Source organism: Vescimonas coprocola (genome assembly GCF_018408575.1).
GTDB classification, from domain to species: Bacteria; Bacillota; Clostridia; order Oscillospirales; family Oscillospiraceae; genus Vescimonas; species Vescimonas coprocola.
The window spans coordinates 1,877,490-1,901,981 of record NZ_AP023418.1 but is presented as its reverse complement, the minus strand read 5'-3'; the positions used below and the strand labels follow the sequence as shown (position 1 = coordinate 1,901,981).

At 58.6% G+C, this 24,492-nt stretch carries 39 protein-coding genes; 34 read left to right on the top strand and 5 right to left on the bottom strand.

Annotated features, from left to right (window positions below):
* Nucleotides 1-13 precede the first annotated feature (13 nt).
* The 30 genes from rplB to KJS28_RS09295 all read left to right on the top strand — a co-directional run bounded on the left by rplB (nt 14) and on the right by KJS28_RS09295 (nt 15,733).
* On the top strand, nt 14-850 hold the full coding sequence (gene rplB / locus KJS28_RS09440; RefSeq protein WP_213540698.1) for a 50S ribosomal protein L2: 837 nt from the start codon (nt 14-16) through the stop codon (nt 848-850).
* A gap of 16 nt (nt 851-866) precedes the next feature.
* Nucleotides 867-1,130, top strand: coding sequence for a 30S ribosomal protein S19 (gene rpsS / locus KJS28_RS09435; protein WP_021858729.1), 264 nt, complete (start codon nt 867-869; stop codon nt 1,128-1,130).
* A 17-nt stretch (nt 1,131-1,147) separates the two neighbouring features.
* Nucleotides 1,148-1,483, top strand: coding sequence for a 50S ribosomal protein L22 (gene rplV, locus KJS28_RS09430; RefSeq protein WP_021858728.1), 336 nt, complete (start codon nt 1,148-1,150; stop codon nt 1,481-1,483).
* A gap of 17 nt (nt 1,484-1,500) precedes the next feature.
* Nucleotides 1,501-2,346 carry a 30S ribosomal protein S3 gene (gene rpsC / locus KJS28_RS09425; protein ID WP_021858727.1) on the top strand — a complete coding sequence of 282 codons (846 nt, stop codon included), beginning with the start codon at nt 1,501-1,503 and terminating at the stop codon, nt 2,344-2,346.
* Entirely contained in the window at nt 2,346-2,780 is a 435-nt protein-coding gene (rplP, locus tag KJS28_RS09420) for a 50S ribosomal protein L16 (RefSeq protein WP_213540697.1), read from the top strand. The genes rpsC and rplP overlap by 1 nt, the downstream gene beginning before the upstream one ends.
* 1 nt (nt 2,781) lies before the next feature.
* Entirely contained in the window at nt 2,782-2,973 is a 192-nt protein-coding gene (gene rpmC / locus KJS28_RS09415; RefSeq protein WP_021858725.1) for a 50S ribosomal protein L29, read from the top strand.
* 1 nt (nt 2,974) lies between these two features.
* Nucleotides 2,975-3,238 (top strand): 30S ribosomal protein S17, encoded by a 264-nt coding sequence (rpsQ, locus tag KJS28_RS09410; RefSeq protein WP_021858724.1) that lies wholly within the window; start codon nt 2,975-2,977, stop codon nt 3,236-3,238.
* Between the two features lie 14 nt (nt 3,239-3,252).
* Nucleotides 3,253-3,621, top strand: a complete 369-nt coding sequence (gene rplN, locus KJS28_RS09405; RefSeq protein WP_021858723.1) for a 50S ribosomal protein L14 — start codon at nt 3,253-3,255, stop codon at nt 3,619-3,621.
* Between the two features lie 15 nt (nt 3,622-3,636).
* Nucleotides 3,637-3,951 (top strand): 50S ribosomal protein L24, encoded by a 315-nt coding sequence (gene rplX / locus KJS28_RS09400; protein WP_021858722.1) that lies wholly within the window; start codon nt 3,637-3,639, stop codon nt 3,949-3,951.
* An 18-nt stretch (nt 3,952-3,969) separates the two neighbouring features.
* On the top strand, nt 3,970-4,509 hold the full coding sequence (gene rplE / locus KJS28_RS09395) for a 50S ribosomal protein L5 (protein WP_021858721.1): 540 nt from the start codon (nt 3,970-3,972) through the stop codon (nt 4,507-4,509).
* A 17-nt stretch (nt 4,510-4,526) separates the two neighbouring features.
* On the top strand, nt 4,527-4,712 hold the full coding sequence (locus KJS28_RS09390; RefSeq protein ID WP_021858720.1) for a type Z 30S ribosomal protein S14: 186 nt from the start codon (nt 4,527-4,529) through the stop codon (nt 4,710-4,712).
* A 421-nt stretch (nt 4,713-5,133) separates the two neighbouring features.
* A complete protein-coding gene (gene rpsH / locus KJS28_RS09385; protein ID WP_021858719.1) occupies nt 5,134-5,532 on the top strand; it encodes a 30S ribosomal protein S8 in 399 nt (132 codons plus the stop codon).
* 15 nt (nt 5,533-5,547) lie between these two features.
* Nucleotides 5,548-6,093 carry a 50S ribosomal protein L6 gene (rplF, locus tag KJS28_RS09380; protein WP_021858718.1) on the top strand — a complete coding sequence of 182 codons (546 nt, stop codon included), beginning with the start codon at nt 5,548-5,550 and terminating at the stop codon, nt 6,091-6,093.
* A gap of 14 nt (nt 6,094-6,107) precedes the next feature.
* Nucleotides 6,108-6,467, top strand: a complete 360-nt coding sequence (gene rplR / locus KJS28_RS09375; protein ID WP_021858717.1) for a 50S ribosomal protein L18 — start codon at nt 6,108-6,110, stop codon at nt 6,465-6,467.
* A gap of 19 nt (nt 6,468-6,486) precedes the next feature.
* A complete protein-coding gene (gene rpsE / locus KJS28_RS09370; RefSeq protein WP_213540696.1) occupies nt 6,487-6,987 on the top strand; it encodes a 30S ribosomal protein S5 in 501 nt (166 codons plus the stop codon).
* 13 nt (nt 6,988-7,000) lie between these two features.
* A complete protein-coding gene (gene rpmD / locus KJS28_RS09365; protein ID WP_021858715.1) occupies nt 7,001-7,183 on the top strand; it encodes a 50S ribosomal protein L30 in 183 nt (60 codons plus the stop codon).
* Nucleotides 7,184-7,197: 14 nt separating this feature from the next.
* Entirely contained in the window at nt 7,198-7,638 is a 441-nt protein-coding gene (gene rplO / locus KJS28_RS09360; protein WP_213540695.1) for a 50S ribosomal protein L15, read from the top strand.
* Nucleotides 7,639-8,922 (top strand): preprotein translocase subunit SecY, encoded by a 1,284-nt coding sequence (gene secY, locus KJS28_RS09355; RefSeq protein ID WP_213540694.1) that lies wholly within the window; start codon nt 7,639-7,641, stop codon nt 8,920-8,922.
* 12 nt (nt 8,923-8,934) lie between these two features.
* Nucleotides 8,935-9,573, top strand: a complete 639-nt coding sequence (locus KJS28_RS09350) for an adenylate kinase (protein WP_021858712.1) — start codon at nt 8,935-8,937, stop codon at nt 9,571-9,573.
* Nucleotides 9,570-10,331: a type I methionyl aminopeptidase gene (map, locus tag KJS28_RS09345; RefSeq protein ID WP_021858711.1), complete on the top strand. Its 762-nt coding sequence runs from the start codon at nt 9,570-9,572 to the stop codon at nt 10,329-10,331. Before KJS28_RS09350 ends, map begins: the two co-directional genes overlap by 4 nt.
* Nucleotides 10,332-10,336: 5 nt before the next feature.
* A complete protein-coding gene (locus KJS28_RS09340; RefSeq protein WP_213540693.1) occupies nt 10,337-10,618 on the top strand; it encodes a KOW domain-containing RNA-binding protein in 282 nt (93 codons plus the stop codon).
* Nucleotides 10,619-10,622: 4 nt separating this feature from the next.
* Nucleotides 10,623-10,841, top strand: coding sequence for a translation initiation factor IF-1 (gene infA / locus KJS28_RS09335; RefSeq protein ID WP_021858709.1), 219 nt, complete (start codon nt 10,623-10,625; stop codon nt 10,839-10,841).
* Between the two features lie 14 nt (nt 10,842-10,855).
* A complete protein-coding gene (rpmJ, locus tag KJS28_RS09330) occupies nt 10,856-10,969 on the top strand; it encodes a 50S ribosomal protein L36 (RefSeq protein WP_021858708.1) in 114 nt (37 codons plus the stop codon).
* A gap of 26 nt (nt 10,970-10,995) precedes the next feature.
* Nucleotides 10,996-11,364: a 30S ribosomal protein S13 gene (gene rpsM / locus KJS28_RS09325; RefSeq protein ID WP_213540692.1), complete on the top strand. Its 369-nt coding sequence runs from the start codon at nt 10,996-10,998 to the stop codon at nt 11,362-11,364.
* 16 nt (nt 11,365-11,380) lie between these two features.
* On the top strand, nt 11,381-11,782 hold the full coding sequence (gene rpsK / locus KJS28_RS09320; protein WP_212821492.1) for a 30S ribosomal protein S11: 402 nt from the start codon (nt 11,381-11,383) through the stop codon (nt 11,780-11,782).
* 25 nt (nt 11,783-11,807) lie between these two features.
* Nucleotides 11,808-12,410, top strand: a complete 603-nt coding sequence (gene rpsD, locus KJS28_RS09315) for a 30S ribosomal protein S4 (RefSeq protein ID WP_213540691.1) — start codon at nt 11,808-11,810, stop codon at nt 12,408-12,410.
* Between the two features lie 84 nt (nt 12,411-12,494).
* On the top strand, nt 12,495-13,448 hold the full coding sequence (locus tag KJS28_RS09310) for a DNA-directed RNA polymerase subunit alpha (protein ID WP_213540690.1): 954 nt from the start codon (nt 12,495-12,497) through the stop codon (nt 13,446-13,448).
* Nucleotides 13,449-13,489: 41 nt separating this feature from the next.
* The gene (gene rplQ / locus KJS28_RS09305) at nt 13,490-13,834 is read left to right on the top strand and encodes a 50S ribosomal protein L17 (RefSeq protein ID WP_021858391.1); all 345 of its coding nucleotides are present in this window, start codon (nt 13,490-13,492) and stop codon (nt 13,832-13,834) included.
* Nucleotides 13,835-14,009: 175 nt separating this feature from the next.
* A complete protein-coding gene (locus KJS28_RS09300; protein WP_213540689.1) occupies nt 14,010-14,804 on the top strand; it encodes a hypothetical protein in 795 nt (264 codons plus the stop codon).
* A gap of 251 nt (nt 14,805-15,055) precedes the next feature.
* Nucleotides 15,056-15,733 (top strand): polysaccharide deacetylase family protein, encoded by a 678-nt coding sequence (locus KJS28_RS09295; protein WP_213540688.1) that lies wholly within the window; start codon nt 15,056-15,058, stop codon nt 15,731-15,733.
* 64 nt (nt 15,734-15,797) lie between these two features.
* On the opposite strand, the gene secG is transcribed toward KJS28_RS09295, so the two are convergent.
* Nucleotides 15,798-16,040, bottom strand: coding sequence for a preprotein translocase subunit SecG (gene secG, locus KJS28_RS09290; RefSeq protein WP_021858563.1), 243 nt, complete (start codon nt 16,038-16,040; stop codon nt 15,798-15,800).
* Nucleotides 16,041-16,243: 203 nt separating this feature from the next.
* Here secG and lexA point away from each other — a divergent pair, with 203 nt between their 5' ends.
* On the top strand, nt 16,244-16,834 hold the full coding sequence (gene lexA / locus KJS28_RS09285) for a transcriptional repressor LexA (protein WP_213540687.1): 591 nt from the start codon (nt 16,244-16,246) through the stop codon (nt 16,832-16,834).
* A 100-nt stretch (nt 16,835-16,934) separates the two neighbouring features.
* Here the strand turns inward: lexA and KJS28_RS09280 are convergent, their stop codons facing one another.
* The 4 genes from KJS28_RS09280 to KJS28_RS09265 form a co-directional block, all read right to left on the bottom strand.
* Complete coding sequence (locus KJS28_RS09280) at nt 16,935-18,485, bottom strand: ABC transporter substrate-binding protein (protein ID WP_213540686.1); 1,551 nt, start codon at nt 18,483-18,485, stop codon at nt 16,935-16,937.
* A gap of 13 nt (nt 18,486-18,498) precedes the next feature.
* Nucleotides 18,499-19,299 carry a peptidoglycan editing factor PgeF gene (pgeF, locus tag KJS28_RS09275; RefSeq protein ID WP_213540685.1) on the bottom strand — a complete coding sequence of 267 codons (801 nt, stop codon included), beginning with the start codon at nt 19,297-19,299 and terminating at the stop codon, nt 18,499-18,501.
* A 24-nt stretch (nt 19,300-19,323) separates the two neighbouring features.
* Nucleotides 19,324-22,062: a preprotein translocase subunit SecA gene (secA, locus tag KJS28_RS09270; RefSeq protein ID WP_213540684.1), complete on the bottom strand. Its 2,739-nt coding sequence runs from the start codon at nt 22,060-22,062 to the stop codon at nt 19,324-19,326.
* Nucleotides 22,063-22,201: 139 nt separating this feature from the next.
* The gene (locus KJS28_RS09265; protein ID WP_213540683.1) at nt 22,202-22,648 is read right to left on the bottom strand and encodes a hypothetical protein; all 447 of its coding nucleotides are present in this window, start codon (nt 22,646-22,648) and stop codon (nt 22,202-22,204) included.
* 216 nt (nt 22,649-22,864) lie between these two features.
* On the opposite strand from KJS28_RS09265, the gene KJS28_RS09260 reads away from it, so the two are divergent.
* The 3 genes from KJS28_RS09260 (at nt 22,865) to KJS28_RS09250 (ending at nt 24,425) form a co-directional block, all read left to right on the top strand.
* Nucleotides 22,865-23,125, top strand: coding sequence for a hypothetical protein (locus KJS28_RS09260; RefSeq protein WP_213540682.1), 261 nt, complete (start codon nt 22,865-22,867; stop codon nt 23,123-23,125).
* Nucleotides 23,126-23,381: 256 nt separating this feature from the next.
* Nucleotides 23,382-23,993: a TetR/AcrR family transcriptional regulator gene (locus tag KJS28_RS09255; protein WP_213540681.1), complete on the top strand. Its 612-nt coding sequence runs from the start codon at nt 23,382-23,384 to the stop codon at nt 23,991-23,993.
* A gap of 144 nt (nt 23,994-24,137) precedes the next feature.
* A complete protein-coding gene (locus KJS28_RS09250; RefSeq protein WP_213540339.1) occupies nt 24,138-24,425 on the top strand; it encodes an imidazolonepropionase in 288 nt (95 codons plus the stop codon).
* Nucleotides 24,426-24,492 lie beyond the last annotated feature (67 nt).

Below are 24,492 nucleotides of genomic sequence, written 5' to 3'. Positions count from 1 at the left end.
AGGAGTGTAAGAAATGTCTATCAAAACTTTTAAGCCGACCACCCCTTCCCGCCGGCATATGACTGTCTCCGGCTTCGACGGCATTGATAAGCACGCCAAGCCTGAGTCCGGCCTGACCGAGGTCCTGAAGAAGAGCGCTGGTCGCAACAGCTATGGCCGCATCACCGTCCGCCATCGCGGCGGCGGCGAGAAGCGCAAGTATCGTGTCATCGACTTCAAGCGTGACAAGACGGATATGCCCGCCACTGTCCTGCGTCTGGAGTACGATCCCAACCGCAGCGCCAACATCGCTCTGGTGCAGTATGAGGACGGCGAGAAGCGTTACATCATCGCTCCCGTGGGTCTGACCGCCGGTGACAAGGTGGTCTCCTCCGCCGCTGCAGATATCAAGCCCGGCAACTGCCTGCCCATCGCCAACATCCCTGTGGGTACCGTGATCCACAATGTGGAGATGCACCCCGGCAAGGGCGCTCAGCTGGTTCGTTCCGCCGGCGCCTATGCACAGCTGATGGCAAAGGAGGGCGAGAACGCCCAGATCCGTATGCCCTCCGGCGAGGTCCGCATCATCCGCACCAACTGCACCGCCTGCATCGGTCAGGTGGGCAATCTGGAGCACGAGAACGTTCAGATCGGTAAGGCCGGCCGGAAGCGCCACATGGGTTGGCGTCCCACCGTCCGTGGTTCCGTCATGAACCCCTGCGACCACCCCCACGGCGGTGGTGAGGGCAAGGCTCCTGTGGGCCGTCCCGGTCCTGTTACCCCCTGGGGTAAGCCGGCTCTGGGCTACAAGACCCGCAAGACCAAGAATCCTACTGACAAGTTTATTGTCAAGCGCCGCAATGTGAAGTAAGGGAGGCAAGTAGAATATGAGCAGATCTGTCAAAAAAGGCCCGTATGTTGCCCCTGAGCTGCTGAAGCGGGTCGAGGAAATGAACAAGAAGGGCGAGAAGAACGTGCTGAAGACCTGGAGCCGCAGCTCCACCATCTTCCCCGCATTCGTAGGTCACACCATCGCCGTTCACGATGGCCGCCGTCATGTGCCTGTCTATGTCCAGGAGGACATGGTGGGTCACAAGCTGGGTGAGTTCGCTCCCACCCGGACCTTCCGTGGTCACGCCAAGTCTAAGTAAGGAGGATGCACAGTACAATGGAAGCTAAAGCTTATTTGAGATACGTCCGCATCTCTCCCCGTAAGATCCAGATCGTGTGCGATCTGATCCGTGGAAAAGATGCTCAGACTGCCATGGCGATCCTGATGCAGACCCCCAAGGCTGCCTCCGAGCCCCTGATGAAGCTCCTGAAGAGCGCTTGCGCCAATGCGGAGAACAACTTCAGCATGGACCCCGAGAAGCTGGTGGTCACCCAGGTGTTCGCTACCCCCGGCCCCATTCTGAAGAGAATGATGCCCCGTGCTCAGGGCCGTGCCTATCGCATCAACAAGAGAACCTCTCACGTGACGCTGGCCGTCGCTGAGAAAGAGTAAGGGAGGGAGACAGTTTTATGGGACAGAAAGTTAATCCCCACGGCTTCAGAGTGGGCGTCATCAAAGACTGGGATTCCCGTTGGTATGCCAGCAATGAGAAGGTCGGCGATCTTCTGGTCGAGGATCACAAGATCCGTGTGTACCTGAAGAAGCTGCTGTTCGCTGCCGGTGTCTCCAAGATCGAGATCGAGCGCAGCAACGAGGTCGTCACCGTTTATCTGCACGTGGCCCGCCCCGGCGTGGTCATCGGCAAGGGCGGCGTGCAGATCGAGGAGTACCGCAAGAGCGTGGAGAAGCTTATCGGCAAGACCGTGAAGCTGAACATCGTCGAGGTTCGCAACCCCGATATGGACGCTCAGCTGGTGGCCGAGAACATCGCCGCTCAGCTGGAGAAGCGTATCTCCCACCGCCGTGCCATGAAGAATGCCATGGGCCGTGCCATGCGTGCCGGCGCCAAGGGCATCAAGGTCAACTGCTCCGGTCGTCTGGGCGGTCGTGAGATCGCCGGCTCCGAGCACTATCACGAGGGTACCATCCCCCTGCAGACTCTGCGTGCCGACATCGACTACGGCTTCGCTGAGGCCGCCACCACCTTCGGCCGCATCGGCGTGAAGGTGTGGATCTACAAGGGCGAGATCCTGTCTCAGGCTCTGCGGACCACCCCCCGCACCCTGGATACCAGCAAGCCTTATCAGGAGCGCCGTGAGCGCCGTGGCCGCCGTGATGGCGATCGCCGTGGCGGCTTCCGCCGTGATGGTCAGGGCTTCAACCGTGACCGCCAGAACGGCGGCTATAACCGTGGTCCCCGCCCTGAGGGCGGCTTCCGCAAGCCCGCAGAAAAGAAAGAAGGAGGCGCTCAGTAATGCTTCTGCCCAAGAGAGTTAGGTACCGCAGAGTACACCGTGGCCGCCTCACCGGCAAGGCCACCAGAGGCAACAAGGTCACCTACGGTGAGTTTGGCCTCGTTGCGCTGGAACCCGCATGGATCACCAGCAATCAGATCGAAGCAGCCCGTATCGCCATGACCCGTTACACCAAGCGTGGCGGTCAGGTCTGGATCAAGATCTTCCCCGATAAGCCCATCACCGAGAAGCCGGCCGAGACCCGCATGGGTTCCGGTAAGGGCTCTCCCGAGTATTGGGTCGCCGTTGTTAAGCCCGGCCGTGTCATGTTCGAGATCGCCGGTGTCTCCGAAGAGGTCGCACGTGAGGCTCTGCGTCTGGCCAGCCACAAGCTGCCCATCAAGACCAAGATCGTCAAGCGTGAGGATCTGGAAGCTCAGGAAGTAGGTGAATGAGATGAAGGCAACTGAAGTACGTGCAATGAGCGTGGAGCAGCTGAATGAGAAGCTGACTTCCCTGAAGAAGGATCTGTTCTTCCTGCGTATGCAGCACGCCACCAATCAGCTGGACAATCCTCTCAAGATCGCTGAAACCAAGCGTGATATTGCCCGCATCAAGACCGTGATCCGTGAAAAGGAGGAGAACTGAAATGGAAGAGAAGAGAATTTCCTCCCGCAAGACCCGTGTGGGTAAGGTCGTGTCCGACAAGATGGATAAGACCGTGGTGGTCGCCATCGAGGACCGTGTTGCCCATCCTCTGTATAAGAAGATCGTCGGCCGCACCTATAAGCTGAAGGCCCACGATGAGGAGAACACCTGCGGCGTAGGCGATATCGTGAAGGTGATGGAGACCCGCCCCCTGTCCAAGGACAAGCGTTGGCGTGTGGTCGAGATCGTTGAAAAGGCGAAGTAAGGAGGTAACCGAGAATGATTCAGCAAGAGTCCTATCTGAAGGTTGCCGATAATACCGGCGCCAAGGAGATCAAGTGCATTCGCGTCCTGGGCGGCTCCAAGCGCAAGTACGGCAACATCGGTGATGTGATCGTTGCCTCTGTGCGTAAGTCTGCTCCCGGCGGTCAGGTGAAGAAGGGCGAGGTGGTCAAGGCCGTTATCGTCCGCAGCGCCAAGGGCGTCCGTCGTGCCGACGGCACCTATGTCCGCTTTGACGACAATGCCGCCGTCCTCATCAAGGACGACAAAAACCCCAGAGGTACCCGTATCTTTGGGCCCGTTGCTCGTGAGCTGCGTGACAAGGATTACATGAAGATCCTGTCCCTCGCTCCCGAAGTTATTTGATGGAGGGGCCAGAGAATGAATAGTCTGAAAATCAAGAAGAACGACACCGTCGTTGTTCTGTCCGGCAAGGACAAGGGCAAGCAGGGTAAGGTGCTGGGCACCATCCCCAGCGAAGCCAAGGTCGTGGTGGAGGGCATCAACAAGGTCACCTGCCACATCAAGCCCCGCAAGCAGGGCGAGGAGGGCGGCATCACCCAGCGTGAGGCTGCTATCTACGCCAGCAAGGTGCAGGTCGTTTGCCCCAAGTGCGGCAAGGGCACCCGTGTGGCTTACGTCATCAAGGACGGCAAGAAGGCCCGCACCTGCAAGAAGTGCGGCGCTGAGCTGTGAGAAAGGAGAGAGTAAGAAATGGCACGTCTGAAAGTCAAGTATACTGAAGAAGTGGCTCCCGCTCTCTTCAAGAAGTTCGGTTACAAGAGCACCATGCAGATCCCCAAGATCGAGAAGATCGTTGTCAATGTGGGCTGCGGCGAGGCTCGTGAGAACCCCAAGGTCCTGGACGCCGTGGTGAAGGATCTGTCCGCCATCACCGGCCAGAAGGCCATCATCACCATCGCCAAGAAGTCCGTTGCAAACTTCAAGCTGCGTGAGGGTATGCCCGTGGGCGCCAAGGTCACGCTGCGCGGCGACAAGATGTGGGAGTTCCTGGATCGTCTGTTCAACGTGGCTCTGCCCCGTGTGCGTGACTTCCGTGGTATCAGCGCCAACGCCTTCGACGGCCGTGGCAACTATGCCCTGGGCGTCAAGGAGCAGCTGATCTTCCCTGAGATCGAGTACGATAAGATCGACAAGATCCGTGGTATGGACATCGTCATCTGCACCACCGCTCAGACCGATGAAGAAGCCCGTGAGCTGCTGACCCTGGTCGGCGCTCCCTTTGAACGCTGATTAGGAGGAGAAACACCATGGCAAAGAAGTCTATGATCCTGAAGCAGCAGGCTCCCGCTAAGTTCTCCACCCGTAAGTACAACCGCTGCAAGCTGTGCGGCCGCCCTCACGCCTATCTGCGTGACTACGGCGTTTGCCGTATCTGCTTCCGCACGCTGGCTTATAAGGGCGAGATCCCCGGTGTCCGCAAGGCTTCCTGGTAATCTTTTTCCGCCATACTTCGTTGGTGCGGCTCGACGTACACAAAGTACGCCGCCGCCTCGCCGCCTCGTCTGGCGAAAAAATCCTGGATCTATCTCATGCGGAGCTGGCATGGCTTGCTGTGCGCAAAGCACAGCGGTACCCTGCTGCCTCGTATGACGAAAGAGTCCATTCCGTTATATACTGCCGGTGGGCGGGCCGCACAGGTGCGGCGGCGCTGCCGGTAGGACGGGAACCGTGTGGGAGGAGTTATCTCCCTGCAAAGCAAGTGCCTAAGAGCGCTGTGCGCTCCGGCGATAAAGGATGGCGAAAGGTCACTGGTAATTAAACATCGCTGGTCATCGGACGATGCCTAAATTATCAGTGATACCTCGCTACCTCAACAGGGCTTTCCCTGTAACTCTAAATTAGGAGGAAACAAGTATGCACATCACTGATCCTGTTGCCGATATGCTGACCCGTATCCGCAACGCCAACAATGCCAAGCATGAGACCGTTGACGTCCCTGCCTCCAACATGAAGAAGAGCATCGCTCAGATCCTGCTGGATGAGGGCTACATCAAGGCCTATCAGGTCGTGGACGACGGTACCCAGGGGACCATTCACATCACCCTGAAGTACAACGCCGGCAAGGAGAAGGTCATCTCCGGTCTGCGCCGTGTGTCCAAGCCCGGTCTGCGTGTGTACGTGGGTGCCGATGAGCTGCCCCGTGTGCTGCGTGGTCTTGGTATTGCGATCGTATCCACCTCTAAGGGCGTCATGACCGACAAGGCTGCTCGTGCAGCACACGTCGGCGGTGAAGTCCTTGCGTTTGTTTGGTAAGGAGGGTATTGAACAATGTCGAGAATTGGCAGAATGCCCATTACCGTCCCCGCTGGTGTGGAAGTCACCATTGCGGAGAACAACGTTGTCACCGTCAAGGGCCCCAAGGGTACTCTGACGCAGGCTCTGCGTCCGGAGATGATCCTGGAGCAGGAGGGCAACGTCATCCATGTCAAGCGCCCCTCCGACGACAAGCTGCACTGCGCTCTGCACGGCATGACCCGTGCGCTGCTGCACAACATGGTCGTCGGCGTCAGCGAAGGCTTCAAGAAGGAGTTGGAGGTCAACGGTATCGGTTACCGTGCCGCCAAGGAGGGCAAGAACCTGGTCATGAACCTGGGCTACTCTCATCAGGTCATCGTTCCTGAGATCGACGGCATCACCATTGATGTCCCCGCTCAGAACAAGATCGTCATCTCCGGTCCCGATAAGCAGAAGGTGGGCCAGTTTGCGGCGGAAGTCCGTGAAAAGCGTCCTCCCGAGCCTTATAAGGGCAAGGGCATCAAGTATGTCGATGAAGTCATCCGCCGCAAGGTCGGTAAGACCGGCGCCAAGAAGTAAGGAGGTGTGCCGTAATGATTAAAAGACCCAATACCAACGCTCAGCGTCTGAAGCGTCATAAGAGAGTCCGTGCCAAGGTGTTCGGCACTACCGAGCGTCCCCGTCTGAACGTGTTCCGCAGCGAGAAGAACATCTACGCTCAGGTCATCGACGACGTGGCCGGCAACACCCTAGTCTCCGCCTCCTCCCTGGATAAGGAGATCGAGGGCAACGGCGGCAACAAGACCGCCGCCCGTGCCGTGGGCAAGCTGGTGGCCGAGCGCTGCAAGGCCAAGGGCATCGACACCGTCGTGTTCGACCGTGGCGGTTACCTGTATCACGGCCGTGTGGCCGAGCTGGCCGAAGGCGCCCGTGAGGGCGGCCTGGAATTCTAAGAGAGGAGGATAACTGACAATGGCAAGATTTGAAAGAGAACCCAGCGAGTATATCGAAAAAGTAGTTGCTACCAACCGTGTATCCAAGACGGTCAAGGGCGGTCGTGTCATGAAGTTCTCCGCTCTGATGGTGGTGGGCGACGGCAAGGGCAAGGTCGGTTTCGGCCTTGGTAAGGCCGCCGAGGTCCCTGAGGCCATCCGCAAGGGCATCGAGGATGCCAAGAAGAACATGATCACCGTGTCCCTGTCCGGCAGCACCATCCCCCGCGAGATCATCGGTGAGGCCGGTGCAGGCCGTGTGCTGATGAAGCCCGCTGCCCCCGGTACCGGCGTGATCGCCGGCGGCCCCGTGCGTATCATCATGGAAGCTGCCGGTATCAAGGATATCCGTACGAAGTGCCTGCGCTCCAATACCGCAGTCAATGTGGTAGCCGCCACCTTTGAGGGCCTGAAGGCTCTGCGTACCCCGGAAGAGGTCGCCCGCACCCGTGGCAAGAGCGTGGACGAGATCGTGGGCTAAGGAGGCGTGAACAATGGCTAATCTGAACATCAAGCTCGTCAAGAGCCTTAACGGCAGACTGGAAAAGCACATTGCCACTGCCAACTCCATGGGCCTGCGGAAGATCGGTGACACCACCGTTCAGCCCGACAACGCCCAGACCAAGGGCAAGATCGCCAAGATCGGCTATCTGCTGCAGGTCACCGAAGTAGAATAAGGAGGTGCGAGAGCATGAAACTGAATGAACTGTCTCCCGCAGCCGGCTCCACCAAGGAAGCTTACCGCAAGGGTCGGGGCAGCGGCTCCGGCAACGGCAAGACTGCCGGCCGTGGTCACAAGGGCCAGAAGGCCCGCTCCGGCGGCGGCACCCGCATTGGCTTTGAGGGCGGCCAGATGCCTCTGGCCCGCCGCATCCCCAAGCGTGGCTTCAACAACATTTTTGCAAAGCCCCTGGAAATCATCAACCTGACCAGCCTCGACAAGTTCGAGGATGGCGATATCGTCACCGCAGAGGCCCTGCTTGCCAAGGGAATTTTGAGCAAGTGTGAATACGGCTACAAGGTTCTGGGTAACGGCAAAGTTACCAAGAAGGTGACCGTACAGGCCGCTGCTTTCTCTCAGGCTGCTAAGGAAGCGATCGAAGCAGCCGGAGGAAAGGCAGAGGTGATCTAAGTGATTCAGACGATCAAAAAGGCGTGGGGTATTCCTGAGCTTCGCAAAAAGATCATTTTCACCGCACTGATCCTGCTGATCTTCCGCATCGGCAATGCCATCCCCGTTCCCTATGTGAACACGGATCTGCTGAGCAGCTATCTGGAGGGCATGAGCACCACCGTTCTGGGCCTGTACAATGTCATGTCCGGCGGCGCCTTCGCTCAGGCCACCGTCTTTGCACTGGGCGTGCAGCCCTACATCAACAGCTCCATCATCATCCAGCTGCTGACCATCGCCATTCCCGCTCTGGAGCGGCTGGCTCGTGACGGCGGCGAGGAGGGCAAGAAGAAGATCCAGTCCATCACCCGTTACGCTACGGTGGCCATCGCCATCCTGCAGGGCTGGGGCTACTATATGCTGATGAAGAACTACGGCATCCTGACCGAGAAATCCTTCTGGGTGGCTCTGGTCATTATCGCCTCCTTCATCGCCGGTTCTTCCTTCGTCATGTGGATGGGCGAGCAGATCACAGAGTTCGGTATCGGCAACGGTATCTCCATCATCCTGTTTGCCGGCATCCTGTCCCGTGTCCCCAGCATGGTCTCCTCCATGATCAGCGGACTGCGGGCCGGTACGCTGGCCTGGTGGGCAGCGGTGCTGGTGGTGCTGGGCATCCTGGCTCTGATCGTCCTGATCACTTGGGTCAACGGCGCTGAGCGCCGTATCCCGGTGCAGTATGCCAAACGTCAGGTGGGCCGCAAGATGTACGGCGGTCAGGCATCCACCCTCCCCATGAAGGTGAATATGTCCGGCGTTCTGCCCATCATCTTCGCTCAGTCCATCGCCATGATCCCCTCTACCATCGCCGCTTTCTGCAAGCAGCCGGCGGAGGGTACCTTCTGGTATGGCTTCCTGAACGCTATTGACACCAAGTCCGTGCTGTACATGATCTTCTACTTCCTGATGATCATTGCTTTCAGCTATTTCTATGCCACCATTCAGTTCAACCCCGTGGAGATCTCCAACAACCTGAAGAAGAATGGCGGCTTCATTCCCGGCTTCCGTCCCGGCAAGCCGACCACCGACTTCATTAAGAAGGTCCTGAACAAGGTCACCCTGTTCGGCGCTATCTATCTGGGCGTCGTGGCGATCCTGCCCCTGCTGATCGGCAAGATCGTGGGGAACTCCTCCCTGTCCATCGGCGGTACGTCCGTCATCATCGTGGTGGGCGTTGCGCTGGAGACCGTACAGGCGCTGGAGTCCCAGATGCTGATGCGTCAGTATAAGGGCTTCCTGGAATAATTGAGGTGCAACATGAAACTGATCCTTTTGGGCGCTCCGGGTGCCGGTAAGGGTACTCAGGCAGAGATTCTGAAGAAGAAGCTGGAGATCCCCACGATCTCCACAGGCAACATTCTGCGTGCCGCCGTGAAAAACGGCACGCCCACAGGTTTGAAGGCCAAGGAGTATATGGACGCAGGCAAGCTGGTGCCGGATGAGGTCATCATCGGCATCATCAACGACCGCCTGCAGGAGCCCGACTGCGCCAACGGCTACATTCTGGACGGGGTGCCCCGCACCATCGCCCAGGCGGAGGCCATGGAGCAGGCCGGTATCAGCTTCGATGCAGTGGTGGCCATCGAGATCCCTGACGAGAAGATCGTTGCTCGGATGGGCGGCCGGCGTGTGTGCGAGCACTGCGGCGCCAGCTACCACATCGTGAACATCCCCCCGAAAACGGAGGGCGTGTGCGATGTGTGCGGCGGCAAGCTCGTGCAGCGCAAGGATGATGACCCCGAGACGGTCCGTGACCGGCTGGAGGTTTATCATAGAGAGACAGAACCTCTGAAGGGCTTTTACGAGGCCCGTGGGATTCTGAAAACTGTGGAGGACCAGTCCACTGTGGACGGGACCACGCAGGCGATCCTGCGTGCGCTGGGAGTTGACGCATGATCACTCTGAAATCCGCACACGAGATCGAACTGATGCGCCGGGCGGGAAAAATTACCGCGGCTGCCCGTGCTCTGGCACGGGAAATGGTAAAACCCGGCGTAACAACCCACCAAATCGATAAGGCAGTGTTTGACTTTATCCGCTCCCATGGAGCGACCCCCTCGTTCCTGCACTACAATGGCTATCCCGCCAGCGTATGCGTCTCCGTCAACGACGAGATCATCCACGGCATTCCCGGTCCACGGGTATTGCAGGAGGGCGATGTCGTCAGCGTGGACGTGGGCGCCTACATCGGCGGCGTCCATGGCGACTGCGCCGGCACTTACCCCTGCGGGAAGGTGTCCGACGAGGACATGGACCTGATCCGTGTGACACAGGAGAGCTTCTTCCAGGGGCTGAAATACGCCAGGGAGGGCTATCGCCTGTCCGACATCTCTGCCGCTGTGCAGCAGTATGCCGAGTCGCATGGCTATTCCATCGTGCGGGAGTATGTGGGTCACGGCATCGGTCACCATATGCACGAGCCGCCGGAGGTACCCAACTTTGGCAAGCCCGGACATGGCCCCCGCCTGCTGCGGGGCATGACCATCGCCGTGGAGCCTATGGTCAACGCAGGCTCCGCAGCCATCCGGCAGATGCCGGACGGCTGGACGGTAAAAACTGCGGACGGCAAGAAGGCGGCCCACTACGAGAATACCATCCTGATCACCGCCGGCGACCCGGAGCTTCTGACGGACGCCAGCGAGTCTCTGGTATAAAGTCTATGGACATTGCCATATCCAACATCGTAAGATCCACGGCCGGCAGAGACAAGGGAGATCTCTTCTTCGTGCTTGCGACGGAGGGAGACTTCCTCCTGCTGGCTGACGGAAAACGGCGCCGGGTGGAGGACCCCAAGCGAAAGCGACGGAAGCATACGGAGCTTTACGGGGAGAGCCACAGCCCGGTGGCCGAGAAGATCAGAAGCGGCGAAAAAATCACCAATAGTGAGCTTCGTAAAGCCTTAGCCGCATTCAGCGGCGGTAATCAAGACCAGGAGGGATAACGACTTGGCAAAATCCGATATGATCGAAGTGGAGGGTGTGGTAGTCGAATCACTGCCTAACACCACATTCCAGGTAGACATTGGAAATGGACACACGATTTTGGCGCATATTTCCGGAAAGCTCAGAATGAATTTCATCAGGATTCTGCCCGGCGACAAGGTGACAGTGGAAATGTCACCCTACGACCTGACCCGTGGCCGGATTACCTGGCGTAGTAAGTAGGAGGTTTATGAACAATGAAAGTAAGACCGTCCGTGAAGCCCATGTGCGAGAAGTGCAAGATCATTCGCAGAAAGGGCCGTGTAATGGTGATCTGCGAAAATCCGAAGCATAAGCAGAGACAGGGCTAAGTAGAAAGTGGAGGTGCTTTAAGAGTATGGCACGTATTGCCGGTATTGACCTGCCCAAGGATAAGCGAATCGAGATCGGTTTGACCTATATCTATGGTATTGGCAGAAAGAGCGCTCAGGACATCCTGGCGCAGACAGGCATCAACCCCGACACCCGGGTGAAGGATCTGACCGAGGCCGAGGAAGCCAAGCTTCGTGAGGCCATTGACCAGAGCTATACCGTGGAAGGCGACCTGCGCCGTCAGGTGGCTCTGGACATCAAGCGTCTGACGGAGATCGGCTGCTACCGTGGTACCCGTCATCGCCGTGGGCTGCCCGTTCGTGGTCAGCGCAGCAAGACCAACGCCCGCACCCGCAAGGGTCCCAAGAAGACCATTGCCAACAAGAAGAAGTAAGGAGGGAAGATAGAATATGGCTAACGCTAAGACCGGTAAGAAGGTTATTCGCCGCCGTCGTGAAAAGAAGAACGTCGAGAAGGGCCAGGTCCATATCCGCTCTTCCTTCAACAACACCATGGTCACCGTCACCGACGCACAGGGCAACGCTCTGTCCTGGGCCTCCTCCGGTGGTCTGGGCTTCCGTGGCAGCAAGAAGTCTACCCCCTTCGCTGCCCAGAGTGCCGCTGAGACGGCTGCCAAGGCCGCTATGGAGCATGGCCTGAAGACCGTGGAGGTCTTTGTCAAGGGCCCCGGCCAGGGCCGTGAGGCTGCCATCCGTGCGCTGCAGGCCGTGGGCCTGGAGGTGACGATGATCAAGGACGTCACCCCCATCCCCCACAACGGATGCCGCCCCCCCAAGCGTCGTCGTGTGTAATCGGAACAAGGAGGATAAGTAGAATATGGCTAAGAATATGCAGCCTATCGCTAAGCGCTGCAAGGCGCTGGGCATTTCTCCTACCGTCATGGGTTACTCCAAGAAGGAGACCAAGCGCAACCCCGGCGGCCAGATGAGAAAGAAGAAGAGCGAGTACGCCATCCAGCTCAACGAGAAGCAGAAGGTCAAGTTCGTCTACGGTATTCTGGAGAAGCAGTTCCATATGTACTATGAGAAGGCTTCCCGTATGCCCGGCAAGACCGGCGAGAACCTGCTGACCCTGGTGGAGCGCCGTCTGGACAATGTGGTGTATCGTCTGGGCTTCGCCACGACCCGCCGTGAGGCCCGTCAGCTGGTGAGCCACGCTCACTTCACCGTAAACGGTCAGAAGGTGAACATCCCCTCCTACCTGGTGCGTGTGGGCGATGTCATTGAGGTCAAGGAGAGCAGCCGCTCTTCCGCCGCCTTCAAGCGCCTGACCGCCGAGGATGCCCCGCTGGTGACCGTTCCCACTTGGCTGGAGCGTGACAAGAACGCCCTGAAGGGTACCGTGTCTCGTATGCCCGCCCGTGAGGACATTGATATGCCCATCGAGGAGCATCTCATCGTCGAGCTGTACTCCAAGTAATAGGGTCGAGACCCTCACCAAACGCATGAACCAAATCAGGTGCAGACTCGTCTGCGCCGCATAGAGAATGAAGGAGGGTACTGCATGATCGAAATTGAGAAGCCCCAGATCGAGTGTGTTGAAACGCCCGGCGATGCTTCCTATGGAAAATATGTGATCGAACCCCTGGAGCGTGGCTATGGAACGACTCTGGGCAATGCGCTGCGGCGCATCCTGCTCTCCTCCCTGCCTGGCACGGCGGCGACCAGCATCAAGATCGCCGGTGTGCAGCATGAGTTTTCCACCATTCCCGGTGTGAAAGAGGACGTGACGGAGATCGTTCTGAACGTCAAGAACCTGCTGACCAAGCTGCATTGCGAGGGCACCAAGACCGTCTTTATCGAGGCGGCTGGCCCCTGCGAGGTGACGGCCGGCGACATCAAGCCCGATGGCGAGGTGGAGGTGCTGAATCCGGAGCTGCACATTGCAACGCTGGATGTGGGCGCCACCCTGAGCATGGAGATCACCCTGAGCCACGGCCGTGGCTACGTCTCCGCTGACCGCAACAAGGCTCTGCGGGCTGGCGTGATCGGTGTGATCCCCATCGACTCCATCTACACCCCCGTGTACAAGGTCAACTACACGGTGGAGAACACCCGTGTCGGCAACCTCAGCGACTTCGACAAGCTGACGCTGGAGGTCTGGACGGATTCCACTATCACCGCCCGTGATGCCGTGTCTCTGGGCGCCAAGATCCTCTGCGATCACTTCGCACTGTTCACCGACCTGTCCGACACCATGGGCGATAAGTCCACGGTGGTGGAGAAGGCTCCGGACGATAAGGACAAGATGCTGGAGATGACCATTGAGGAGCTGGATTTGTCCGTCCGCAGCTTTAACTGCCTGAAGCGTGCCAACATCAACACCGTGGAGGATCTGATCTCCAAGACGGAGGACGAGATGATGAAGGTGCGTAATCTGGGACGCAAGTCGCTGGAGGAAGTCATCAACAAGCTGGCCATGATGGGTCTGTCCCTGGCCGACGAAGAGAACAACTAACTCGCACTCTGTGCGAATATCCTTACAAGGAGGAAACAGAAATGCCCGGAACTCGTAAGCTCGGTAAGACTACCGATCAGCGTATGGCGATGCTCCGTCAGCAGGTCACCGATTTCCTGGATAACGGTCGGATGGAGACCACCATCACCCGTGCCAAGGAGATCCAGCCCATGGCTGAGAAAATGATCACCTTGGGCAAGAAGGGTGATCTGGCAGCGTATCGTCAGGCTTTGAGCTTCATTACCAGAGAGGATGTTGCCCACAAGCTGTTCAAGGAGATCGCTCCTGAGTATGCTGAGCGCAACGGTGGCTATACCCGCATCATCCGCACCGGCATCCGCCGTGGCGATGCAGCGGAGACCGCTCTCATCGAACTGGTGAAGTAAACTGCCCCAACTAAAAAAGCCCTTTTGTATGGCACTGCCGCCATACAAAAGGGCTTTTTTGCGCCCTCGAGGGATGAGATATCTCCCGAAGGAGGCTTGGCAGCCGTGTTTCCCTTGTGTTTCCCGGCAAAGCATGGTATACTGTCACGGAAGAAACAGCGACGGGAGGTGCGCTATGGCTAACGTACACTGTCAGTCCTGCGGCAGGACCTATGACTATGAGAAATACGGCTGCTGCCCCAACTGCGGCGCTTACAACCGCCGGCCCCGGCGGGAGTGGGTGGATGTGGACGGCACCGTTCACCACGGTGCCAGCAAGCAGGAGAAGGTCTGCTATGAAAAAAAGACCTGTTACGAGAAGAAGGTCTGCTTCGAGGAGCAGGCCCGTCCCGCCAAGAAAAAGAACCCGCTGCGCCAGCTGGAGCAGGAGCTCCACAAGGCGGAGCGTACCGTCCGGCAGGCGGCTCCCCGGAAGAGCCATGCATCCGGGAAGGAGAAAGCGTCCGGCGGCATATTTATGGCGGTGTTCATCATCTCTATGCTGTCTGTAATGCTGCCGTCCATGATCCGCAGTTGTCAGGCGAAAATCGATGAGGGAGGTCATGGGGTGACGGTGACGCCCGCTCAGGAGGAGATACCGGCCGAGCCTGCGGAGGTGTACCTGAGTCAGGGAGAGTCCTTCCAGTGGTACGGCGAGGAGGCATGGGTGTCGGGCTATAACACCACCGAGCTGGAGGATGGGTACATGGAGGTATCGGTGCTGCTGTACTATCCGGAGGAGCGAGAGGAGCTGCCGGAGATGCCGGAGCTGTACCACAGCGATGGCATCAGCCCGCCGTTGACGCTGGATCCTCCCGACGGCGGCGATCTGTGGCGGCTGAACTACCATATCTCTACGCAGGATACCAGCTGGCTCATGGTGGAGTTCACAGACTTGGACGACACGGAGTATGACATCATTCTGGAATAATGCAAGCGCCCGGCGGAATGGTCTTTCCGCCGGGCGCAGAGTCTGTCAAAAAAGGAGAGCCTTTCATCAACGGGGAGGAAGGGTGTGTGCGGGAAACCCGGGAAGGGTGTCCTGCACGATGATGATCCCCATTTTTCAGAGCTTTTGAAGTTCTGAAAAATGCCGCAGCGTGGCGAAAAAACTTTTTCGACACGCTGAGCGCCCGGCGGAATTGTTTTCCGCCGGGCGCATATATTTGTTTCGGTGATGCTATGAAACGAATCCTGCCCCTGCTGGTACTGTGCCTGCTTCTGACGGGCTGCATGGCGCTGCCGGCTACGGCTCCGGCGGAGCCTATGTATCTGGCACTGACCTTTGATGACGGGCCATCGCCCCAGTATACGCCCCGATTGCTGGATGGCCTGAAGCAGCGGGGCGTCCACGCCACCTTTTTCCTCATCGGTCAGCAGGTGCAGGACTATCCGGAACTGGTGCAGCGCATCCGGGCAGAGGGACATCAGATCGGCAACCACACCTATGACCATGCGCCGCTGGACCGCCTGTCCTGCGGTGAGGCCATGGCGGACCTGAGCCGCTGCGACGGCGTTTTGCAGAAGCTGGCAGGGGAGGGGACCTACTGGGTCCGGCCACCCTACGGCTTCATCACCGAGGAGGAGCTGGCAGCATGGAGTACGCCCATGCTGTACTGGTCTGTGGATACCTGCGACTGGGAGTGTCGGGATGTACAGAAGGTGTTTTCCGCCATCTGTCAGGCGAGGGACGGGGATGTGATCCTGCTGCACGACTGCTACGGAACCAGCGTAGAGGCGGCCTTGCAGGCCATCGACTGTTTGTCGGAGCAGGGGGTGGAATTCGTCACCGTGGAGGAGCTGTTTGCTCTCCGGGGGCAGACTGCCGAGGCCGGGCATCTGTACCGACGACCCGAGTGAGAAAAATGGGCAAAAGAAGGTCCCCGAAGCAATGCTTCGGGGACCTTCTTTCAACCGATAGATCTTACAGACCGGCGGCGACCATGCAGTTCAGCACCAGCGTCAGGATAACGAAGATGGCACCCACCCACTTGGTGGCCTTAGCCAGCTTGGCATCCACGGAGCGGGCCTTGCTGCGGCTCATGTAGGAATCAGCGATGCCGCCGATGGCACCGGACAGACCCTGGCTCTTACCGGACTGGAACAGAACAATGAGGATCAGCACCAAAGCAGACAGCAGCTGCAGAATCGTAACAGCAATTTTCATAATCTTTCCCTCCAACAAAATAAAGCCCAAAGAGGCTATTCTTCAAAGTACAACCCATCATACCATATCGTCCACGGAATTTCAAGGGGAAACTCCCTTTTTGCCCGAAAAAATTCGGAAAAATCCATCGAACATCTGTTGCAAACGGAGAGAATATATGGTATACTATGAAAAACCTTATGTAAACGAAGGAGACGGCGCACATGGTACAGCTCACGAAGATGCAGCAGCGGATCTATGACTATATCGCCCAGACCATCCGGACGCAGGGCTATCCCCCCTCCGTGCGGGAAATTGGGGACGCCGTGGGGCTGAAATCCCCCTCCACCGTCCATTTTCACCTGAAACACATGGAGGAGCTGGGGGTCATCGGCAAGGGGGCCGGCAAGGGCCGGGCGCTGACCCTGACGGAGCCGCTGCCGGAGGAGAACCAGATCCCCATTGTGGGGACGGTGGCCGCAGGTACCCCCATTCTGGCGGAGGAGTGCATCGAGGACTACCTGACCTTCGACGCCGGCGGCGACAGCAGCCAGTATTTTGCCCTCCGGGTTCGGGGGGAGTCCATGCTCAACGCAGGCATTCTGCCGGACGATCTGGTGGTGGTGCGCCAGCAGCAGACCGCTAACAACGGCGAGATCGTGGTGGCCCTGCTGGGGGACGAGGCCACGGTCAAGCGCTATTCCCGCCGCAACGGGCAGGTGTGGCTCCTGCCGGAGAATGAGGCGTACAGCCCCATTGACGGCCACGACGCACAAATTTTGGGGAAGGTGGCCGCCGTCATCCGGCGCTATTAAGGGGCTGGTGTGTCCCACAGATTTCGGATAAGCAAGAACCGGCCGCAGGGAGATTCTCCCTGCGGCCGGTTCTTGCTAAAAAGTTCATTTTCCGGAGGGCTTAGCTTTTCATATTCAGCTGCCAATCCTGAAAATCGGCAAAGGGGTCAGAGACGGTGGGGTGGATGTCGTTTTTCACCGCTCCGTCCGGCAGCAGCACGGAGTTGGACTTGAAGCACACTGCCACCAACGGCGCCTGCTCCTTCAGATAGCTGCACAGCTCCCGAGCCGCCGTCTGGCGTCCCTCGCCCTCCGATGCCGTTCGGAAGGCCGTCAGCAGGGTCTCCAGCTGTGTGTCCCGCACGCCGCCGTAGTTCAGGGCCCCGCCCGGAGACAGCAGCGGCGATAGATCCCAATCCGCCGTCAGCTTGCACTCCCCGTAGTAGAGGTCGAAATCCCCGCTCTTCAGCGCCGCCAGATAGTCCTCATAGGGCAGGGTCTTTACGTCGATCTTCACGTCGTATTGGGAGAGGTCCGAGGCCAGCTTCCGGGCCATGGACACCTTGAAGCTATTCTCCTCGTTCACCAGCATGGTGACGGAGACGGACTTTTCGCCGGAGGTATAGCCCGCCGTCTCCATAGCGGAGCGGTAGCTGTCCGGGGAATAGGTCTCCTCCAGATCCTTGGGGTAGACCACCGCCGAGGGGGACAGGGGGAACTGTGCCGTCTGCCCATGCCCCAGCAGGAAGGCACTGACGCCGCCGGCCCGGTCCATGCCAAGACTCAGGGCCGCCCGCAGCTTGGGGTCGTTGAAGGGCGCACGGGTGACATTGAAGCCGATATACTGCATCGTCGAGGTGGGGATGTCCGTATAGCTGCCGCTGCCGTAGACGTTGGAGGTGTTGGTGCCGGTCAGGTCGCATACCAGCATCTGGATGTCGTGGGTATAGAAGGCGTAGGCCATGGAGTCGGTGTTCTTGCAGGCGGTCAGCTCGATGCGCTCCAGCGGCATGGTCTTATCCTGCCACCAGTCCGTTCGCCGGGCCAGATACACCCCGCTCTCGTCCTTGGCATAGCGGTAGGGGCCGCTGCCCACCGGTACCGTGTCCTCCTGGGTGCCGCCCTTGATGATGGGAATGTCCAGCCGGGCGGCGAATTGCGGGTCGTTGCGGGTGAGGTAGATGCGGAGGGTACTCTCTCCCAGATAGGACACGGAGTCCATCTCCGCCAGCCGCTGGCCGTACCGCACGGACTCCTTGGCCCACCGCAGGGCAGCCACCACGTCCCACGCCGTCAGGGCCGAGCCGTCGGAGAAGGTGACGCCGGAGCGCACGGTGACGGTCAGAGCGTAGCTTTCGGCGTCGTAGGAGGCGCTCTCCGCCAGACAAGGCCGGGGCAAAAAGTCGGTACCCAGCGTGTACAGACTCTCATACAGCAGCGCACCCAGTGTCTGCTGGGCGCCGTCGGCGCAGGTGATGGGGTCCCATGTCTCCCCCTGCAGATAGGGCAGGCCGAAGGTGGTGAGACGGGTATCCTGCTTAGTGCTGTCGCTCTGCTGATAGTATTGGGAGAGGGTGTCGTAGGTCTCCTCCGGCTCCTCGCCCCAGTCGCAGCCAGACAGCGGCACAAGACACGCCGCCGCCAGCAAAAGGGATAGTAAACGCTTTTTCATGGCAGTCTCCTGTTCAGATCAGGGCGATGAGTGCCGCCTGCGCTCCCCGGCGGTCCCCCATCTTCCGATGGGACCACCAGCGCTCCGGGTGGCAGCCGGTGCAGTCGGGGCATACGTCGATGCGCTGTACCCCGGCCTGCCGCAGCCACAGGGCATTGATGCCCTTCAGGTCTATGTGCCACTTTTCGCCCCAGCGCACCATGTACGGCTCCGCTGCCGCACCCAGCGCCCGGCGCATGGCCTCCGGCACGTCATCGTCCGTCTCGAAGCAGCAGGCACCGATGGACGGCCCCGTGGCAGCCAGCAGATCCCCCGGCTCCGTGCCGAAGGCCTCCTGCATCCGCCGCACCGTCTTGGCAGCCAGACCGCTGGCCACCCCACGCCACCCGGCATGGACGGCTCCGATGGCCTCCTGCACCGGGTCGTACAGCAGAATAGTGCCGCAGTCGGCGGAGAACACCACCAGCGGGATGTGCTTCTCCCGGCAGATCATGGCGTCTACGCTGGCGTAGTCCCGCTGCCGGAACAGTCCCTTGCCGCAGTCCGACTCCGTCACCAGACGGATGTTGTCCTCGTGGACCTGCTTACTGAGCACCGCCCGCTGATGGGACAGACCCAGCACGCCGCACAGCCGGCGGAAGTTCTCCTGCACATTGGCCAGATCGTCGCCCCGGCCCACGCCCAGATTCAGGCTGTTCCACGGGGCGGGGCTGACGCCGCCGGTGCGGGTGGAAAAGCCGTGGCGGATGCTGCCGCACAGCAGATCGCTCTGCAGCACGGTGATGCCGTTTTCCGTATGGTCATGAAATGCCATGGCAGTCCTCCTGTCCGGGGATTTTTACGCATCCCGGCCGCAGCAGTTCTTGTACTTCTTACCGCTGCCGCAGGGGCAGGGTTCGTTGCGGCCAATCTTCTTCACCTTGCGGGGCTGCTTCTTCACGGTGCCGTCGCCGCCCACGCTCTCCGACGTGGTCTTGGCTACACGCTCCCGCTTGACCTCCTCGTTCTTCCGCAGCCGTACGGAGTACAGCCGCCGGACGGTTTCCTCCTGAATGGCGGAGATCATCTCCTCAAACATCTCCAGAGATTCCTTCTTATAGGCGATGATGGGATCCGTCTGAGCATAGGCCCGCAGACCGATGCCCTGCCGCAGATCGGTCATGGCATCGATGTGGTCCATCCAGTACTCGTCTACCACCCGCAGCAGCACCACACGCTCCACCTCACGCATGACAGGGGAGGTGAACTCCTGCTCCTTCTTTTCGTAGAAGTCGGCAGCGGCGGCGGTAAAGGCATCGATGACCTCCTCGGCCGTCAACTGGGGGATGCGCTCCGGCTCGAAGCGCACGGTGTACCTGGGGAAGTACAGGCCCTCCACCTGACGCAGCAGCTCCCGCATCCCGGCCTCGTCCATGTGGCTCTCGCCGCCGAAGGCGCTGCTGACCTGATGGCCGATGGCGGTGGACATCATGTTCATGATGATGCCCTTGACGTCCATACCCTCCAGCACCTGCTTGCGCTGATCGTAGATGATCTCACGCTGCTTGTTCATCACGTCGTCGTACTCCAGCACCGACTTACGGGACTGGAAGTTCCGGGACTCCACCGTGGTCTGGGCCTGCTCAATGGCACGGGTCAGCATCTTGTTCTCGATGGGGGTGTCCTCGTCGAGGTTCATCCGCTCCATGATGGCGTTGATGCGCTCACCACCGAACAGACGCATGAGGTCATCCTCCAGCGAGATATAGAACCGGGTCTCGCCGGGGTCGCCCTGACGGCCGGCACGGCCACGCAGCTGGTTGTCGATCCGGCGGGAGTCGTGGCGCTCGGTACCCACGATGAACAGGCCGCCGGCCTGACGCACCTGCTCCGCCTCTCCGGCGATCTCCTCCTTGTGCTGCTGCAGCTTCTGGGCAAACAGGCGGCGGGCATCCAGAATCTCCTGGTTGTCCGTCTCGGCGTAGCCGGTGGCCTCAGCAATGAGCTCGTCCGACAGCCCCGCCTTCCGCAGGTCGCTGGTGGCCATGTACTCGGCATTGCCGCCCAGCATGATATCCGTACCACGGCCGGCCATGTTGGTGGCCACGGTGACGGCGCCCAGCTTACCGGCCTGCGCCACGATCTCCGCCTCACGCTCGTGGTTCTTGGCGTTCAATACGTTGTGCTTGATGCCTGCCTTGGTGAGCATCCGGCTTAAAAGCTCGTTCTTCTCGATGGATACCGTACCCACCAGCACCGGCTGGCCCTTGGCGTGGCACTCCTCCACCTGACGGATGACCGCCCGGAACTTGCCCTGCTCCGTTTTATACACGGAGTCCTGATCGTCGATACGGGCGATGGGACGGTTGGTGGGGATCTCCACAATGTCCAGCTTGTAGATGGTGGCAAATTCCTCCTCCTCCGTCAGGGCCGTACCGGTCATACCGGACAGCTTCTGATACAGGCGGAAGTAGTTCTGGAAGGTGATGGTGGCCAGCGTCTTGCTCTCCCGCTGCACGGAGACGTGCTCCTTGGCCTCAATGGCCTGATGCAGGCCCTCGGAGTACCGACGGCCGAACATCAGACGGCCGGTGAACTCGTCCACAATGATGATCTCGCCGTCCTTGATGACGTAGTCCACGTCCCGCTTCATGACGCCGTGGGCCTTGATGGCCTGATTGATATGGTGGGCAATGGTACTGTTCTCCGGGTCGGAGAGGTTCTCCAGATTGAAAAACTCCTCGGCCTTGGCGATACCACGGGCGGTGAGGGTGGCCGTCTTGGCCTTCTCGTCCACCACATAGTCGGCGTCGATATCCTCGGCTTCCTCCTCCTTGGAGTCCACCTCCGCCACCACGTATTTCTTCATCCGGGCCACCAGCGACTCTGCCATGTCATACAGCTGCGTGGACTTGTCGCCCATGCCGGAGATGATGAGGGGCGTCCGGGCCTCATCGATGAGGATGGAGTCCACCTCGTCCACGATGGCGAAGTTATGGCCCCGCTGCACCTGCTCGTTCTTATAGATGGCCATGTTGTCCCGCAGGTAGTCAAAGCCCATCTCGTTGTTGGTGCCGTAGGTGATGTCGGCGTTGTAGGCGGCCTGCCGCTCCTCCTTGCTGAGGTCGTGGACGATCAGACCCACCGACAGGCCCAGAAAGCGGTGGACCTTGCCCATCCACTCGCTGTCTCGCTTGGCCAGATAGTCGTTGACGGTGACGATGTGAACGCCACGGCCCGTCAGTGCATTGAGGTAGGAGGGCAGCGTGGCCACCAGCGTCTTACCTTCACCGGTCTTCATCTCAGCGATACGGCCCTGATGCAGCACGATGCCGCCGATGAGCTGCACCCGATAGGGGCGCAGACCCAGCACACGGTCCGCCGCCTCCCGCACGGTGGCAAAGGCCTCCGGCAGCAGGTCATCCAGCGTCTCACCGTTGGCCAGACGCTCCTTGAACTCCGGGGTCTTGGCCTGAAGCTGGGCATCGGTGAGGGCCTTGTACTCGTCGGCCAGCGCCTCGATCTTGTCAGCGATGGGGTAGATGCTTTTCAGCTCCCGCTGACTGTACGTTCCGAAAATTTTCGTAATGAGTCCCATATGTATCGTGTCCTTTCTGTTTCCAAAAGGAAAGTATGCGTATTGCTCCCGTTTCCCTGCCGCCGGGCGGGAGAGCCTTCCGGCATCGCTGCGGCGAATAGAAACAAGAATACATCCTGTATCATACCACAAATTCCTGTCAGATGCAAAGGAAAAACGGCAACAAGAGCAATTTCACTAAAATAAAATGGCGACAATCGGCACTCTTTACGAAGAAACACACTGGGCGGCGAATTTGCTTGCAAAAAGCGGAAATTGTGATACGATGAAGCTGAAAGGGGAGGAGTCCGATGCATAGGTAGAAATATAATGGAAGAAATATCCAGCGACCCGGCTGCAGGACGTGCTTGCCATCGGAACCAATGCTTCCTTTGATGACAGCTTTGCAGAAAAGGGTTACGTGCATCAGACGTTTAAGTGCGGAATTTGCGGCAATGAAACAAAGAGGAACCGTGATGTAACGGAAAGCAGTCCAAAAGATGGGAATCTTAAGATCGAATACAAAAATCTTCTGCCGCTCTTGCGCTTTAATCCCACTATCCCCCAGTGTGATGCCTGTGAGGCGGGAAATGTAGCGGATAGCCATTTTGCTACCTACCTATGCTATGGCGTTGTAACATCAACGGATGCGGTTATACAACCAAGCTATGCCCATAAGACCTTTGGACCCAGTAGTATTTCTGTATCAATGGATCCCAAGGGAGGAGTAAATTTTTCCATTTCTTTGGATAGCAAAATTACCAAGTATTTAGCACGTCCGGTGACACTTGCGTAAAGAGAACATCAGTAGAAGGGTAGAATTATGAAGACAAAATATCCATTGGATTGGCATATTGTGATTGTTACCGTAGTGGTGGGCGTTCTTGGGACAGTTATCTTTGGCTGGTATTTCCGGATACTATCTGCCGGGGCCATTGTGGCCATCGCCTATGTGGGCGGGCGCATCCTCTGGTATCTGAAACGGCTGGAGGCCCGTCAGGAGCCGAAGGACACCGTTGCGGATGCTCCCGCCGATACCGCAGCTGCCGATACGACGCCGGAGGGCAGTGGCACCGAAGGATAACGGATATCCCTTGGACGGCGGCGGGGCGAGGGAGCGTATCCCGGCGGACATAGGCAGCAGCCCATGCCCGCTATTGCACATCGCAAAAAAAGTCATCGCCTGAATGTCCGATTCAGGCGATGATTTTGCCATTTTTTGGGAACTGCGGAAAAAAGCCTTGCAACACGGAAACAAGTGATATAATATATTATCAGATATAGTGTATATAATATTTGCAATCTATGCAAATAATAGGGATGACAAGAGGAGAAGTACCGTGAGAACCAGAGATCAAGAGGAATTTCAGCGCAAAAAAATCATGCTGATGGAGAAGTGCTACGACTGCTACGCCGAAAACGGTCTGGCCTCCGTGGGCATCCGGAAGCTGGCGGAGTCCTGTGGGTGCAGCTCCGCCGTGCTGTATATCTATTTTAGAGATTTGGACGATCTCATTGTCCAGTCCACCGCCTACTGCATGAAGAAGGTAGAGGACGACTTCATGGCCAAGGCCCCCACCGATCCGCAGGATCTGATGCGCTTCATCGACGAGATCCCCTACTGGACGGCCCGGCAGCACGGCAAGAAGTACCGCCTGATGTATCAGGTCTACACCCACCCCAAGTATATCCGCTACGGCAAGCAGTTCTTCGAGGGGGTCAACCGCCGCTACACCGAATACGCCAAATCGCTGGAGCCCAAGCTGGGCATCCCCTATACCACCATCACCCCGCTGATCTTCATCCTGATCCAGACCTGCGTCCACTACGCCATGTTCGAGGATGAATGCTATCTGCAGTCCCAGCTGGAGGCGCTGAAGCAGGCCATTCGGCTGCTTATGACCCAGTACCGCACGGAGGACGCAAGGCCCGACGTCAAGGCAGAAAGCTGACGGTTCCACCGCAGCGGCCGCAGAAAAAACCAAATAAGACAGAAACGACCCCCCCTCGGCAATGGTGAACAGAACCAGTAAAACAGGACAATAGACAAAATCCCCCCTGATGTAGGATAATAAGTACATCAGGGGGGATTCATTATGAGCAAACGAAGATACACCAATATGCAGGTTCTACTACCGACCATAGAAAAGATGTTAGAATCAGGGAAGAGCCACAGGGAAATCGAAGCGGAACTTGGCTTGGAGGGAGACCGTCCGGTTCACAATCTGCTGAAGCGGCAACGCAAAAAAGCCGCCAAGGGTGCGCCGAAGTTTCGTGGCAGGAAGCCTGCAAAGACGCTGCAGGAATATAAGTATGAGAATAAGCGGCTCAAGATGGAAGTGAAATTACTGCAGGATTTTCTGCAGTCCACAGAAAGGAAGTGAGGCCAAAGGCAAAGTACGCCGTCATTCACCGTCACCGGGGAGAATACCCAATATCTGTTATGTGCAA